General features: G+C 74.8%; 11 protein-coding genes. 2 read left to right on the top strand and 9 right to left on the bottom strand.

Going from position 1 to position 14,171, the window contains the following annotated elements; genetic code table 11:
- Window positions 1-110: 110 nt before the first annotated feature.
- Complete coding sequence (locus M3185_RS07280) at window positions 111-1,400, top strand: glycosyltransferase (RefSeq protein ID WP_251332996.1); 1,290 nt, start codon at window positions 111-113, stop codon at window positions 1,398-1,400.
- The gene (locus tag M3185_RS07275; RefSeq protein ID WP_251332995.1) at window positions 1,397-2,185 is read left to right on the top strand and encodes a phosphatase; all 789 of its coding nucleotides are present in this window, start codon (window positions 1,397-1,399) and stop codon (window positions 2,183-2,185) included. The genes M3185_RS07280 and M3185_RS07275 overlap by 4 nt, the downstream gene beginning before the upstream one ends.
- Window positions 2,186-2,222: 37 nt before the next feature.
- Here the strand turns inward: M3185_RS07275 and M3185_RS07270 are convergent, their stop codons facing one another.
- The 9 genes from M3185_RS07270 to M3185_RS07230 all read right to left on the bottom strand — a co-directional run bounded on the left by M3185_RS07270 (window position 2,223) and on the right by M3185_RS07230 (window position 14,154).
- Window positions 2,223-2,762: a hypothetical protein gene (locus tag M3185_RS07270; protein ID WP_251332994.1), complete on the bottom strand. Its 540-nt coding sequence runs from the start codon at window positions 2,760-2,762 to the stop codon at window positions 2,223-2,225.
- A 207-nt stretch (window positions 2,763-2,969) separates the two neighbouring features.
- Window positions 2,970-3,512, bottom strand: a complete 543-nt coding sequence (locus M3185_RS07265; RefSeq protein ID WP_251332993.1) for a hypothetical protein — start codon at window positions 3,510-3,512, stop codon at window positions 2,970-2,972.
- Between the two features lie 134 nt (window positions 3,513-3,646).
- Window positions 3,647-4,321, bottom strand: a complete 675-nt coding sequence (locus M3185_RS07260; protein WP_251332992.1) for a LysE family translocator — start codon at window positions 4,319-4,321, stop codon at window positions 3,647-3,649.
- A gap of 20 nt (window positions 4,322-4,341) precedes the next feature.
- On the bottom strand, window positions 4,342-5,430 hold the full coding sequence (mgrA, locus tag M3185_RS07255) for an L-glyceraldehyde 3-phosphate reductase (protein WP_251332991.1): 1,089 nt from the start codon (window positions 5,428-5,430) through the stop codon (window positions 4,342-4,344).
- A gap of 70 nt (window positions 5,431-5,500) precedes the next feature.
- A complete protein-coding gene (treZ, locus tag M3185_RS07250) occupies window positions 5,501-7,375 on the bottom strand; it encodes a malto-oligosyltrehalose trehalohydrolase (protein WP_251332990.1) in 1,875 nt (624 codons plus the stop codon).
- 4 nt (window positions 7,376-7,379) lie between these two features.
- Window positions 7,380-9,737, bottom strand: coding sequence for a malto-oligosyltrehalose synthase (gene treY / locus M3185_RS07245; RefSeq protein ID WP_251332989.1), 2,358 nt, complete (start codon window positions 9,735-9,737; stop codon window positions 7,380-7,382).
- A 120-nt stretch (window positions 9,738-9,857) separates the two neighbouring features.
- A complete protein-coding gene (glgX, locus tag M3185_RS07240; protein ID WP_251332988.1) occupies window positions 9,858-12,044 on the bottom strand; it encodes a glycogen debranching protein GlgX in 2,187 nt (728 codons plus the stop codon).
- A 164-nt stretch (window positions 12,045-12,208) separates the two neighbouring features.
- Window positions 12,209-13,792, bottom strand: a complete 1,584-nt coding sequence (locus M3185_RS07235) for an NAD(P)H-hydrate epimerase (protein ID WP_251332987.1) — start codon at window positions 13,790-13,792, stop codon at window positions 12,209-12,211.
- On the bottom strand, window positions 13,789-14,154 hold the full coding sequence (locus tag M3185_RS07230) for a holo-ACP synthase (RefSeq protein ID WP_251332986.1): 366 nt from the start codon (window positions 14,152-14,154) through the stop codon (window positions 13,789-13,791). The genes M3185_RS07235 and M3185_RS07230 overlap by 4 nt, the downstream gene beginning before the upstream one ends.
- Window positions 14,155-14,171 lie beyond the last annotated feature (17 nt).

Here is a 14,171-nt window from a genome sequence, read left to right as displayed (position 1 = left end):
CCGGGCCCGTCGGGCTCGATCCGCACGGCCACGGTGTCGCCGTCGTCATCGCTCCCGCGCACCCGCACCGGCACCCGGCACCGGCCCCCGGGGCCGACTACAGTGGGTCCGTGCCCGATGCCGCCCTCCACGTCCTCCTCATCAGCCTGCACACCTCGCCCCTGGAGCAGCCCGGGTCCGGGGACGCCGGGGGGATGAACGTCTACGTCCGCCACCTCGCCGAGGGCCTGGTGGCCGCCGGGCACACCGTGGACATGGCCGTCCTCGACCGCTCCCCGGCCGCCCCGGCCGCCCCGGGGCTGCGGACCCGGATCGTGGGCCCGGGGCTGCGGCTGCTCACCGTGACCCTGCCGGGGGCCGCCGGGGCCGACAAGGAGGACCTGCCCCGCTTCGTCGACTGCTTCGCCGCGGTCCTGGGCAGCGTGGACCGGCGCCCCGACGTCGTGCACGCCCACTACTGGCTCTCCGGGGCCGCCGGCCGCCAGGTCGCCGAGGCCTGGGGCGTGCCCCTGGTCCTGAGCCTGCACACCACCGCGCGGGCCAAGAACCTCCGGGCCGCCCGGGGCGAGGGCTCGGAGCCGGAGGCGCGGGCCGCGGCCGAGACCGAGCTGATCGCCCGCGCGGACCTCACGGTGGTCAACACCGACACCGAGGCCACGCAGATGGTGGAGCTCTACGACGCCGACCCCGAGCGGCTCGCCGTCGTCGCCCCCGGGGTGGACCTGCGGGTCTTCCACCCCCCGCACGGCCCCGCGGACCGTCCGGGCGGACCGGCGGACGGGCAGCCGGGCCCCGGCACGCCCGGGCGGCCCCTGCGGCTGCTGTTCGCCGGCCGGCTGCAGGCGCTCAAGGGCCCGCAGGTGCTGGTGGAGGCGCTCGCCCTGCTCCCGGGCCTCGCCCCCGGGCTCGCGGTCGAGCTGGAGATCGCCGGGGTGGGCGCGCCCGGGTTCGCGGCGCGGCTGCGGGAGCGGGTCCGGTCGCTGGGCCTCGGCGGCGCCGTGTCCTTCGCCCCCGCGCTGCCCGCGCCGGAGCTGGCCGAGCGGATGCGCCGCGCCGACCTCGTCGCCGTCCCCTCGTCGTCGGAGACGTTCGGGCTCGTGGCCCTCGAGGCCCAGGCGTGCGGGACGCCCGTGCTGGCCACGGACGTCGACGGGCTGCGCGTCGCCGTCCTGGACGGGGTCACGGGCCGGCTCGTCGCGGACCGCTCCCCGGCTGCCTGGGCGCGCGCGGTCGCTGACCTGGCCCGGGAGCCCGGCGCCCTGCGGCGCGCGGGCGGGGCCGCGGCGTACCGGGCGCGCGCCTACTCCTGGGAGCGCACCGCGCAGATCACGGCCGGGCTCTACGCCCGGGCCGGGATACGCGACGGTAGCCGCGTGTCCCTGAATACACTCGAACGGTGACGACCACCCCCCTCTCCCCCCACGACCTCGCCCGCCACCTCGACGAGCACCGCCTCACCGGACTCGTCGCGACCCGGCGGGAGGCCAACCTGCGCAACATCCAGGGCTTCCTCGACGGCGACCAGCACCAGCACATGGGCGTGGTGCGCACCCGCGAGTGGACCTTCGACGAGGTCTTCGCGCTCATGTGCGAGCGCGTCGGCATCTCCCCCGACCCGGCCCACGTGGAGGGGCAGGACACGATCTCGGCGGCGCTGGCCGTGGCGGGGCTGGAGCGCTACGCGCAGGTCTTCGGGGAGGTCGTCGCCGCCGGCGGGCGCCTGCTCTTCGCCACGGGCCACCCCGCGGGCCTGTTCCCCGTCTACGCGCAGCTGGCGCGCGTGGCCCGCCGGGCCGGGGCCCACCTCGTGCAGGTCCCGGACGGGTTCCCCTTCGAGGACGGCGACGTCCGCCAGATCGAGCACGTCGTGATGGTCGAGCAGTACGGGGGGCTGCGGCACACCCACTTCCCCGGGCCCATGGTCCTCGCCCTGGACAAGCTGCGCCGCGACGGGCAGAACCCGCCCGACCTCGTGGTCGCCGACCACGGCCTCGCGGGCGCGGCCGGCTCCCGCGGGCTGCGGACCGTCGCGATCGCGGACTGCAACGACCCCGGGGTGTTCGTGGCCGAGGCGCAGGGCCAGGTCGAGGTCGCCGTGCCCCTCGACGACAACCTCCCGCCGCGCGTCTACGACCCCGTCACGGCCTTCGTGATCCACCGGGCAGGCCTCGAGGACTACGTCTGAGCCGGCCTCCGGGCCTCCCGGTCCCGGCCCGCCGCGGCTACCGCGGCAGCCTGCGCAGCACGTGCCGGGGCCGCTGCAGCCCGCCGTGCTCGGCCCCCAGCACGATCACGGCGCCGGCGAGCGCGGGGTTGACCCACTGCAGCACCTTGAGCCGGCGCTGGGCGGCGGCCAGCTCGGGCGAGGCACCGGGCCGCGGCTCGGTGGCCCCCTGACCGCCCTCCTCGGCGCGGGCCTCCACCTGGCGTCCCAGGTACCCGGAGTACGCCGAGGCCGCGACGCCGGCCACGGTCACCGCGGCCTGGGCGACGGCGGTCCGCCCGGCGCCCTCGCGGGCGGCGGCCCGGCCCCGGTCGGCCCGGAGCAGCCAGGCGCCGGCGAGCCCGTGGGCGACGAGCGCGGCCGTCTCGACGGGGCGCCACTTCTTCCAGCCCAGCGCGGACAGGCGGGTGCGCTCCCGGGGGTCGCGGGCGGCGCCGGCGGCGCCGTCGACCCCGACGGCGCCCATGAGGGTGCCGCCGAACCAGGCGGCGGCGGTGAGGTCGTGGACGGAACGGGCGAGACGGTCGGCGGTGGTCATCGTGCACTTCCTCGGGGTCGTCGGTGCCGTGGCGGCCGGACGGGCCGGACGGCGGGCGTGGGGGTCCCGTCGTCGCCGAGCAGCGGCGGGAACCGAACGGTCCCCGGGGCGCGACCCGGCCGTTCCCCCACGGACCGGGCCCCCGCACCGGGTGGTGCGGGGGCCCGGTGGGCCGGCGGCGGGCGCCGGGTCCGCCCCGGGGTGGAGCTACTTCTTCAGCAACCCCTGGAGGATGTTGCGGGGACGCTGCATCTCGCCGTGCTTGGCCCCCAGCACGATCACCGTGCCGGCCATCGCCGGGATGACCCACTGCAGGACCTTGAGCTGCTTCTGGGCGGAGGCCAGCTCGGGCGAGGCGCCGGCGCGGGGCTCGGTGGCGCCCTCGGCGCCCTCGTGGGCCAGGGCCTCGACCTTCTTGCCGACCACGCGGGAGTACAGCGTCAGGCCCGCCCCCACGACGGTGACGGCGGCCTTGGAGACGGTGTTGCGCGTGACGCCCTCCTGGCCGGCCAGGCGGCCCTTGTTCTGGTAGATCAGCGCCGCTCCCGCCACCCCGTGGGCGAGCAGCGCGGCCGTCTGCACGGGCGCCCACTTCTTCCAGCCGATGTTCGACAGGCGAGTGCGCTCCTGGGGCAGCTGGGCGGCCGCGGCCGCCCCGTTGACGCCGATGGCGCCCATCAGCGAGCCGCCGAACCAGGCGGCGGCGGTGAGGTCGTGGATGGATCGGGCAAGGTACTCGTTGTCGGACATGTCGCGGGTCCTCCGTGTCGTGTGGACTGGTGGGGTCGAGCATGGGACGTGCAGGACATCAGCGTGCTTACTCTTCTTACCAGCCCAGCGCGCCGAGCTGAACCCCCTGGACCGGAATTACTCGGCCGCCCCGCTCACAGCGCGCCGACCAGCAGGCCCACGGCGAGGGCCAGGAAGAGCGCGCCGGAGCCGAGCTCCACGGCGGCCCCGCGCCGGCGGAAGCCCGCGGCGAGCCGCTCGACGGAGCCCGTCCACGCGACGGCGGTGAACCAGGCCAGGCCCACCGCGAGCAGCAGCACCAGCACGAGCAGCGACTCCCACCAGCGGGCCCCGGCGGGGACCACGTTGGCGAACAGCGCCACGAAGAACACGATGGCCTTGGGGTTGGACAGGTTGGTCACGAGCCCGAGCCCGAAGGCCCGCGCGGGGGTCGGCGCCCGGCCCGGCGGGGACTGCGGCAGTCCCGCTCCCGCGCCGTCCGCGGAACCGGTCCGGGCACCGGCCGGGACGCGGGTGCGGGCGGCGAGGCCCGCCCGCACCCCGCCCACGCCCAGCCAGCCGAGGAACAGGGCCCCGGCCACCTGGAGGACGCGCTGCACCGTGTCGTCCTGGCCGATCAGCACGGTCACGCCCGTGAGGGAGAGCTTGATCCACAGGAGGTTGCCCGTCATCACGCCCACGGCCGTGAGCACCCCGGCCCGGCGGGAGCCCAGCGAGGAGCTGCGCAGGATCACCAGCACGTCCGGGCCGGGGGCGGCGATCCCGGCGATCCACAGCCCGAGCAGGGCGAGGTACTGCGAGAGCTCCATGGGCTAGGGCGTCCCGCCGCTCACTCGTGCTTGGAGTCCTGGGCGCCGGCCCAGATGTTGATCCCCGAGTCCGTGGCGAGCTCGTCGATCGCGTCGAGCTCCTGCGGCGTGAACTCCAGCCGGCGCACGGCCGCGACGTTCTCCTCGACCTGGGCGGGCGAGGAGGCGCCGATCAGGGCGGTGGTGACCTGGCCGTCCGGCTGCTCGCGCAGCACCCACGCCAGGGCCATCTGGGCCAGGGACTGGCCCCGCTCGGCGGCGATCGCGTGCAGGCCGCGGACCTTCTCCAGCGCGGTGTCGGTCAGCCACTGGGGGTCGAGGGACTTCCCCGCGGCGGCGCGGGAGCCCGCGGGCACGCCGTCGAGGTAGCGGTCGGTGAGCATGCCCTGGGCCAGCGGGGTGAACACGATCGAGCCCATCCCCGACCGCGTGAGCGCCGCGAGCAGGGACGTCCCGCCCGCCTGCTCCGAGGGCGCCTCGATCCAGCGGTTGAGCATCGAGTAGGACGGCTGGTGGATGAGCAGCGGGGTGCCGAGCTCGCGCATGAGCTCCTGCGCCCGCAGCGTCAGGGCCGCGCTGTAGGAGGAGATCCCCACGTAGTGCGCCCGGCCCGAGCGCACGATGTGGTCCAGGGCCCGCATGGTCTCCTCGAGCGGGGTCTCGGGGTCCGGGCGGTGGTGGTAGAAGATGTCCACGTAGTCCAGGCCCATGCGCTGCAGGGACTGGTCGAGGGAGGCCAGCAGGTACTTGCGGGACCCGCCGAAGCCGTACGGCCCGGGCCACATGTCCCAGCCGGCCTTCGAGGAGATGACCAGCTCGTCCCGGTAGTGGGCGAAGTCCTGGCGGAGGATCGAACCGAAGTTCAGCTCGGCCGCGCCGGCGGGGGGGCCGTAGTTGTTGGCGAGGTCGAAGTGGGTCACGCCCAGGTCGAAGGCCCGCCGGAGGGTGGCCCGCTGGGTTCCCAGGGGCTTGTCGTCGCCGAAGTTGTGCCACAGCCCCAGGGAGATCGCGGGCAGCTTCAGCCCGGACGCGCCGACCCGGCGGTAGGGCATGGTCTCGTAGCGGTCCTCGGCGGGGACGTAGTGGGCATCGGGTCCGTAGGTGTGCATACCGGTCCTTCGTCGGCTCGGAGGTCGTGGGCGGGGGCGGGCGGGCCGCGCGGCGGCGGCCCGCCCGGCCTCAGTAGCGCAGGACGGCGGCGCCGTGGCCGGGCAGCACGGCGGCGGCGGTCCCGGCCTCCCCGGTGCGGAGCGAGACCTCTCCCGAGCGGAAGAGCACCTCGGCGTCCGCGGGCCCGGTGAACGGCACGGTCGCCTCCGCGGCCGCGAAGTTCAGCAGCACCGCCACCCCGTGCGGGGAGCCGGGGTGCGTGGCCCGCTGGAGCACGAACCAGCGGGCGTCGTCGTCCCGGGCGGTGGCGATCGTCGCGAAGCGCGGGTCGGTGAGCTCGGGCACCGAGCGGCGCAGCGCGATGAGCTCGCGGTAGGCGGCGAGGACCCGGGCGTGCTCGCCCTGCCCGGGCTCGGACCAGTCCAGCTTGGAGTCGGTGAAGGTGGAGGGCGCCTGCGGGTCCGGCACCGTCGACTCGTCCCAGCCCATGGCCGCGAACTCCCCCTTGCGGCCCTTGGCCACGGCCTCGCCGAGCTCGGGCTCGGGGTGGGCGGTGAAGAACTGCCACGGGGTGGAGGCCCCCCACTCCTCCCCCATGAACAGCATGGGGGTGAACGGCTGGGTCAGCAGCAGCGTGGCCCCCAGCACGAGCTGGTCGGCCGAGAGGCTCGCGCTGATCCGGTCCCCGGCCGCGCGGTTGCCGACCTGGTCGTGGTTCTGGATGAAGGTCACGAACTGCCACGGGCGCACCCGCTGCTTGTCGACGGGACGGCCGTGGTGGCGGCCGCGGAACGTCGACATGGTCCCGGTGTGGTAGTAGGCGTCGCGCGTCGCCTTGTCGAGGGTCTCGAGGGAGGCGAAGTCGGCGTAGTAGCCCTGCGTCTCGCCGGTGAGGGCGACGTGCGCGGCGTGGTGGAAGTCGTCGAGCCACTGCCCGGTCATGCCCAGGCCGTTGGCCGAGGCCGGCGTGATCATCCGGGGGTCGTTGAGGTCGGACTCCGCGACGGTGAACAGCGGCTTGCCGGTCTCGACGGCCACCCGGTCCACGCGCTCGGCGATCTCCTCGAGGATGTGCACCGCCCGGTGGTCCTGCAGGGCGTGCACGGCGTCGAGGCGGAAGCCGTCCACGTGGTAGTCCCGCAGCCACATCTCCACGTTGTCCAGGATGTAGTCGCGCACCCCGTCGGAGCCCCAGCCGTCGAGGTTGATGAGGTCCCCCCAGGTGCTGGCGCCGGGCTTGAAGTAGTCGGCGAACAGGGGCAGGTAGTTCCCGGAGGGGCCGAGGTGGTTGTAGACCACGTCCTGGATCACGCCGATCCCCCGCTGGTGGCAGGCGTCCACGAAGCGCTGGTAGGCGGCGGGCCCGCCGTAGGACTCGTCCACGGTGTACCACAGCACGCCGTCGTAGCCCCAGTTGTGCTCGCCGTTGAACCCGTTGACGGGCAGCAGCTCCACGAAGTCCACGCCGAGGTCCACGAGGTGGTCCAGGCGCTCGATCGCGGAGTCGAGGGTGCCCTCGGGGGTGAACGTGCCGAGGTGCAGCTCGTAGAGCACCGCCCCGGCCAGGGTGCGGCCCTTCCACGCGCCGTCGCCCCACGCGTGCTCGGCGGGGTCGAAGGTGCAGGAGAGGTCGTGCACGCCCTGCGGCTGACGGCGCGAGCGCGGGTCGGGCAGGACGTCCGAGACCTGCGTGCGCTCCTTGGGGGTGCCCTCGTCGAACGTCTTGGTGAGCAGGTAGCCGTAGCGCACGGTCCCGGGGGGGACGCCGGCGTCGTCGGGCAGGGTCCACCAGCCGGGGCGGCGGGCCGCGGGGCCCTCGGGGGCGCCCTCGGGCCGGGAGTCGGCCGGGACCATGGGGTGGTCCACGCCCTCGATCCGCACCGTCACGCCCTTGGCGTGGGGCGCCCAGACGTCGAACCGGTTCAGGTGCTCACGGGTCTTCATGGATTCAGGAGTCCTTCCGGCGCAGCAGCGCCACGGGGTAGTCGGCCAGCAGGTCGGAGACGGCCGCGGCACCGGCGTGCGGGCGCCCGGTCAGCACGTCCTCCCAGTCGCCCTCGGGCAGGGGCAGGGCCTCGTCGGCGAACCCGCCGCGCTCGGCCAGGCCCAGCGGGAGCCGGGTGGCCACGGTCACGGCGCCGCCGCGGTCGAACGCGAACACGTGCTCGGCCAGGGGGCCGGTCGCGCTCAGGGGGGTGTAGCCGGTGAACAGCTCGGGGCTGTCCCGGCGCAGCCGCAGGGCCCGGCTCGTGACGAGCAGCTTGGCGGCGGCGTCCGGGCCCACGGCCGGGGTCGCCTCCGGCGTGCCGGGCTGCGCGGCGTCGAGGCGGGCGAGCATCGCGGTGCGCGCCTCGAAGTCCACGGGACGGCGGTTGTCGGGGTCCACGAGGGACTCGGCCCACAGCTCGGCGCCCTGGTAGACGTCGGGGACGCCGGGCATCGTCAGCTGGATCAGCTTGGCGGAGAGCCCGTTGGCCCAGCCGGCCGCGGTGACGTGCTCCGCGAAGCCCTCGACGACGGCCCGCATCTCGGGGTCGTGCAGGACGTGGTCGATGAACCGGAGCAGGCGCTCCTCGAAGTCGGCGTCGCCGTCGACCCACGCGGTGGAGTTGCCCGCCTCGCGGGCGGCCTTGAGGGCGTAGTCCGTGATGCGCTCCTGCTCGACGGGCCACGCGCCCACGACCGCCTGCAGGACGAGGTTCACGAGGGGCCCGTCGCCCACCCGGGTCCCGGACTCCTCGGCCAGCCGCTTGACGGTGCCGACCACGCCCGCCCACTGCTCGGCGGCCTCGGCCAGCACCGTGATCCGGGCCCGCACCGCCTCGGAGCGCTTGGTGTCGTGGGTCGACAGGGTGGTCATGGCCAGGGGCTCGTCGGCGGCGCGGCGGGCCAGCTCGGCGTGCGCCTCGTCCGGCGCCAGGGAGAAGTGGGAGGGGTCGCCGCCCACCTCGGTCAGGGAGGTCAGGCGGGGGAACCGGTAGAACGCCGTGTCCTCGACGCCCTTGGCCATGACCATGCCGGAGGTCTGCTGGAAGCGGCGCGCGAGCTCGCCGAGCTCGGTGTCGTCGCCCGCCTCGACCCCCAGCAGCCGGCCCAGGGAGACGAGCGTGTCCGCGAGGTCGGGCCGCTGCGCGCGGGCGGCGTCGAGGGCGTGGCGCAGGTGCTCGGCGCCCTCGGGCAGGTAGCTGCGGTAGACGGGGAAGTTCGCGAGGACCTCGGCGAGCCCGTCCACGGCCTCGTCGTGGGCGAGGCCGGCGTCGGCGGGCACCAGGCGGGCGAGGCGCTGGACCTCGGCGTGCAGCGCGCCGTCGGCCATGGCGCGCTTCGTGCCGTGGACCATCTCCGCCCAGTTGACGGGCTCCCCGCCGCGCAGCCGGGCGTCGAGGCTGGTGAGGGCGTACTCCCCCGCCGGGTCGGTGAGCAGCCGGTCGATGGTGCCGAGGGCGTCGTAGCCGGTGGTGCCCTGCGTGGCCCAGTCCGCGGGGAGGAGCTCGCCGGGCTCCAGGATCTTCTCGACGACGACGTAGGCGCCGCCGGTGAGCTCCTTGAGCCGGTCCAGGTACTCCCCCGGGTCCCGCAGCCCGTCGGGGTGGTCGATGCGCAGCCCGTCGACGAGGCCCTCGTCGATCCACCGCCGGATCTCCGCGTGGGACTCCTCGAAGACCCCGGGGTCCTCCACGCGCACGCCGGCGAGCGTGGCCACCGTGAAGAAGCGGCGGTAGTTCAGCTCCGCGTCCCCGCGCCGCCAGTTGATCAGCTCGTAGTGCTGCCGGGCGTGGACGTCCCTGGGGTCGTCGCCCGGCGCCCACGTGCCCTCGGCGAGCGGGTAGACGTTCTCGTAGTAGCGCAGCGTGCCGTCCTCGACGCGCAGCTGCTCCAGCTCGCCGTCGCCGTCCCCGAGCACGGGGATGAGCACCTTCCCGCCGCCCGCGGCCCAGTCCACGTCGAAGGCCTGCGCGTAGCGCGAGCCCTGGCCCTCGGCGAGCAGGGACCACCACCACGGGTTCTCCTGCGGGACGGCCACACCCTGGTGGTTGGGGACGATGTCGACGATCACCCCCATCCCCTTCGCGTGGGCGGCGTCCGCGAGCGCCTTGAGCCCGGCCGGGCCGCCCCGGACCGGGTCCACCTCGGCGGGCGAGGCGACGTCGTAGCCGTGGTCGGAGCCGCCGACGGCTCGCAGGATGGGCGAGAGGTAGACCCAGTCGGCGCCGAGGTCGTGGAGGTAGTCCACGAGCCCGGCCGTCCGGTCCAGGGTGAGGTCGGAGGTGATCTGCAGTCGGTACGTCGAAGTCGGTGTGCGCACCGGACCAGTCTGTCGGGACGGCCCGGAAAAAGCCAGTAGGCTTCCCACCCGTGTCCGGGCCGGAAGCCTACTGGTGGGGCGCGGTGCGGCGGGACGCCCCGGGGGCGCCCCGCCACCGCGTCACTGGTCCTGCGGCGACTTCGCGTAGGCGGCCACGGAGGCGGCGACCGACGCGTCGGGCTCCTCCTCCGGCTCCTCGTAGGCGCGCAGCACCACCATGGACCGGCCGTCCAGGGTGATCGAGCTGCGGGCGTTGCGGATCTGCCCGTCGGAGTGCTGGCCCGCGGTGTCCAGGACCGCCTCCCAGCGCCGGCCGTAGCGCACCGGGGGCAGCTTGAACTTCACGGCCTCCGGGGCGGAGTTGAAGTACATGATGAAGTTCACGTCCGTGATGGACCGCCCGCGCGTGTCCACCCCGGCGATGCCGTGGCCGTTGAGCCACATGCCCATGGCCCGGGACAGCGGCTCGTCCCAGTCCGTCGGGCGCATCGGGGAGCCGTCGGCGTTGAGCCACGCGATGTCCGGCATGGGCCGGCGGGTGTCCTCCTCGTCCATCTCCACGGGCCGGCCGTCGAAGAAGTCGGAGCGGCGGAACGTCGGGTGGGCGTGGCGCAGGTGGATCACGGCGGAGACGAACTCGGTCAGCGGGCCGTCCATGGTCTCCCAGTCGATCCAGGAGAGCTCGTTGTCCTGGCAGTACGTGTTGTTGTTGCCGCCGGTGGACCGGCCCAGCTCGTCGCCGTGCAGGACCATGGGCGTGCCCTGGGACAGCAGGAGCGTCGCGAGGAAGTTGCGCTGCTGGCGGGAGCGCAGGGCCAGGACCTCGGGGTCGTCCGTGGGACCCTCCACGCCGCAGTTCCAGGAGCGGTTGTGGGACTCGCCGTCGTTGTTGTCCTCGCCGTTGGCCTCGTTGTGCTTCTCGTTGTAGGACACGAGGTCGCGCAGGGTGAAGCCGTCGTGGGCGGTGACGAAGTTGATCGACGCGAACGGCCGGCGGCTGCTGTGCTCGTAGAGGTCCGCGGAGCCCGTGATGCGCGAGGCGAACTCGCCGAGCGTCGCGGGCTCCCCGCGCCAGAAGTCGCGCACGGTGTCGCGGTACTTGCCGTTCCACTCGGTCCACTGGGGCGGGAAGTTGCCCACCTGGTAGCCGCCGGGGCCGACGTCCCACGGCTCGGCGATGAGCTTCACCTGGGACACGACCGGGTCCTGCTGGACGAGCTCGAAGAACGTGGCCAGCCGGTCCACGTCGTAGAACTCGCGGGCCAGGGCGGAGGCGAGGTCGAAGCGGAAGCCGTCGACGTGCATCTCGGTCACCCAGTAGCGCAGGGAGTCCATGATCAGCTGCAGCGAGTGCGGGTGCCGGACGTTGAGGGTGTTGCCGGTGCCCGTGTAGTCCATGTAGTACTTCTGGTCGCCCTCGACGGTCCGGTAGTACGCCTGGTTGTCGATGCCCTTCATGGACAGCGTGGGCCCCATGTGGTTGCCCTCGGCCGTGTGGTTGTACACCACGTCGAGGATGACCTCGATGTCTGCCTGGTGCAGGGCCTTGACCATGGCCTTGAACTCCTGGACCTGGCCGCCGAGGTCGTTGGTGGAGTTGTACTCGTTGTGGGGGGCGAAGAACCCGATGGTGTTGTAGCCCCAGTAGTTGCGCAGGCCCTTGTCGAGCAGCGTGCTGTCCTGGACGAACTGGTGCACGGGCATCAGCTCGATGGCCGTGATCCCCAGCTTCTGCAGGTGGGCGATGACGGCGGGGTGGGCCACGCCGGCGTAGGTGCCGCGCTGCTCCTCCGGGACCTCGGGGTGCTGCTCGGTGAGGCCCTTGACGTGGGCCTCGTAGATCACGGACTTGTGGTACGGGGTGCGCGGGGTGCGGTCGCCCTCCCAGTTGAAGAACGGGTTGATCACCACGCCCATCGCCATATGGGGGGCCGAGTCCTCGTCGTTGAACGAGTCCTCGTCGCCGAAGTTGTACGAGAACAGCGGCTGGGCCCAGTCGAACTGGCCGGCGACGGCCTTGGCGTAGGGGTCCAGCAGCAGCTTGGACGGGTTGCAGCGCTGCCCCTGGGCGGGGTTCCACGGCCCGTGCACGCGGTAGCCGTAGCGCTGGCCCGGCTGGACCTGCGGCAGGTAGCAGTGCCACACGTAGCCGTCCTGCGCGCCGACCTCGATCCGGGTCTCGGTGCCGTCCTCCTCGAAGAGGCACAGCTCGACCTTCTCCGCGATCTCGCTGAAGAGGGCGAAGTTCGTGCCGTTGCCGTCGAAGGTGGCTCCGAGGGGGTAGGGCTGTCCTGGCCAGACTTCCATGCGTGTTCCTCCTGTCGAGTCCGCCGGGCGGGGGCCCGGCGGACGGGGATGTAGCGGCGTGGGGTTAACCGTAACCCGGCTGAGGATTTCCTCCACCCTCGGACCAGCGCCGACGGCCGCGGGATCGCCCGCCGCGAACACGGGACGGAGCGCTCCGGGGTGGCTCAGCGGCCGAAGCGCAGTACGGAGCGCACGGCCGCCGACAGCGCGGTGGGCGGCACGGGGCCGAGCCCGTCGGCGCGGGAGGCGTAGCCGTGCACGGCCACCGCGAGCGCCGCGGCCACGGCGAAGCGGGCGTCCCCGCGCGCCCACTCGCCCGCGGCGGCGAAGAGGTCGGGGTGCTCCGCGCAGTGCGCGAGGGCCGTGCCCATGATCCCGGCGAGGGTGTCGCCGCTGCCGGCGGTGGCCAGCCAGGGGCTGCCGTCGGCCTGCGAGAGCACCAGTCCTCCCGGGTCGGCCACGAGCGTCGTGGCGCCCTTGAGCACCACCACCGCCCCCGTGGCCCGGGCGGCCGCGCGTGCCCAGCGCAGCGGCTCCGCCTCGACCTGGGCCCGGTCGGGGGCGTCCTCGCCCACGCCCAGGGCCGCGAGCCAGGCCAGGACCTGGGCCAGCTCCCCGGCGTGCGGGGTGAGGACCTTGCCGGGGCCCAGCGCGCCGTCGGCGGCGGCCCGGGCGGCCGCGGTGAGCGCCCCGGCGTCCACGACGGCCGGGTGCGGGCCCGTGAGCACCGCGTCGATCCGGGCCTCCTGGGCCGGGTCGCCGACGGCGCCGGGCCCGACGACCCAGGCCTGCACGCGCACGTCGTGGGGGTGGTCCTCCGAGGCGACGACCTCGGGGCTGGTGAGGCAGACCAGGGCGCGGGTGGCGCTGTCGCCGAGGTGGCGGACCATCCCGGCGCCGGCGTCCACCGCCGCGCGCGTGCACATCAGCGCCGCCCCGGGGTAGGTGGGCGAGCCGGCGACGACGCCCACGACGCCCCGGGAGTACTTGTGCGCCCCGGCCGCGGGCCGCGGCCACAGCGCGGCCACGTCGTCGCGCTCCAGGCGCCGCAGGCCCGGCGCGGGCAGGGCGGCCTCGATGCCGAGGGGGACCGTGCGCACGCGCCCGCAGAGCTGCTCCCCGGGGGCGCTGAACTGGCCGGCCTTGGCCGCGCCGAAGGTCACGGTGACGTCCGCGGGCAGCACGGGCGCGGAGACGGCGCCCGTGTCCGCGGACACCCCGGAGGGAACGTCGCAGGCCACGACGACCGGCGCCCCGGTCCCGGGCCACCGCTCGAGCACCGTCCGCACGAGCCCGGCCGCGGCCCCGCGCAGCCCGCCCCGCGCCCCGGTGCCGAGCACCGCGTCGAGGACGAGGTCGGCGCGCAGCACGTGCTCGGCCGCCCGGGCGAGGGCGTCCCCGGCGGCCGGTCCATCGGTCCCGTCCAGCCGCAGCACCCGGCCCCCCGCCGCGGCGAACGCCGCGGCGCCCTCGGGGTGCAGGCGCTCGCCCACCGCGACGGCGAGCGCCGCCGCGCCCCGGCGGGCGAGCTCCGCGGCGGCCCACAGCCCGTCCCCGCCGTTGTTGCCGGTCCCGGCCAGGACCACCACCCGGGCCCCGGCCACGGCCCCGCGCCGGTCGCGCAGCTGCTCCGCGCCCGCGAGCGCCAGGCCGTGGGCGGCACGGCGCATGAGGGCCGGGCCCTGCCCGGCCGCCAGGAACGGGGCCTCGGCCGCGCGGACCTGCTCGCCGGTGAAGGCCTCGATCATGCCCGCTCCTCGTCGCGCTCGGCGATGACCATGGCCATGGCGATCCCGCCGTCGTGGGTCATGGTCAGGTGCCAGCGGTCGATCCCCTGCCGGCGGGCCTCCTCGGCGACCGTCCCCTCGGTGCGCAGCACCGGGGCGCCCGCCGGGTCCTTCTCGATCCAGCAGTGCTGCCAGATCATCCCGGGCGGGGCCTTGAGGGCCTTGGCCGCGGCCTCCTTCGCCGCGAAGCGTGCGGCCAGCGACCGCACGTGCAGGCCGCGCTCGGCGGGGGTGAACAGCCGGTCCACGAGGCCGGGGGTCCGCGCGATCTGCGCCTCGAAGCGGGTGATGTCCACGACGTCGATGCCGGTGCCGATGATCATGCCCCCAGCCTAACGAC

The organism is Kocuria rosea (genome assembly GCF_023715525.1).
In the GTDB taxonomy this organism is placed as follows: Bacteria; Actinomycetota; Actinomycetes; order Actinomycetales; family Micrococcaceae; genus Kocuria; species Kocuria rosea_A.
The sequence above is the reverse complement of the archived record's forward strand: the minus strand, read 5'-3'. Positions and strand labels throughout refer to the sequence as shown.

Bases quoted from the DNA above. Each gene is read 5' to 3' on its own strand.
- M3185_RS07270 (WP_251332994.1), bottom strand. From the start codon at position 2,762: ATGACCACCGCCGACCGTCTCGCCCGTTCCGTCCACGACCTCACCGCC.
- M3185_RS07265 (WP_251332993.1), bottom strand. From the start codon at position 3,512: ATGTCCGACAACGAGTACCTTGCCCGATCCATCCACGACCTCACCGCC.
- M3185_RS07260 (WP_251332992.1), bottom strand. From the start codon at position 4,321: ATGGAGCTCTCGCAGTACCTCGCCCTGCTCGGGCTGTGGATCGCCGGG.
- mgrA (WP_251332991.1), bottom strand. From the start codon at position 5,430: ATGCACACCTACGGACCCGATGCCCACTACGTCCCCGCCGAGGACCGC.
- treZ (WP_251332990.1), bottom strand. From the start codon at position 7,375: ATGAAGACCCGTGAGCACCTGAACCGGTTCGACGTCTGGGCGCCCCAC.
- glgX (WP_251332988.1), bottom strand. From the start codon at position 12,044: ATGGAAGTCTGGCCAGGACAGCCCTACCCCCTCGGAGCCACCTTCGAC.
- M3185_RS07235 (WP_251332987.1), bottom strand. From the start codon at position 13,792: ATGATCGAGGCCTTCACCGGCGAGCAGGTCCGCGCGGCCGAGGCCCCG.
- M3185_RS07230 (WP_251332986.1), bottom strand. From the start codon at position 14,154: ATGATCATCGGCACCGGCATCGACGTCGTGGACATCACCCGCTTCGAG.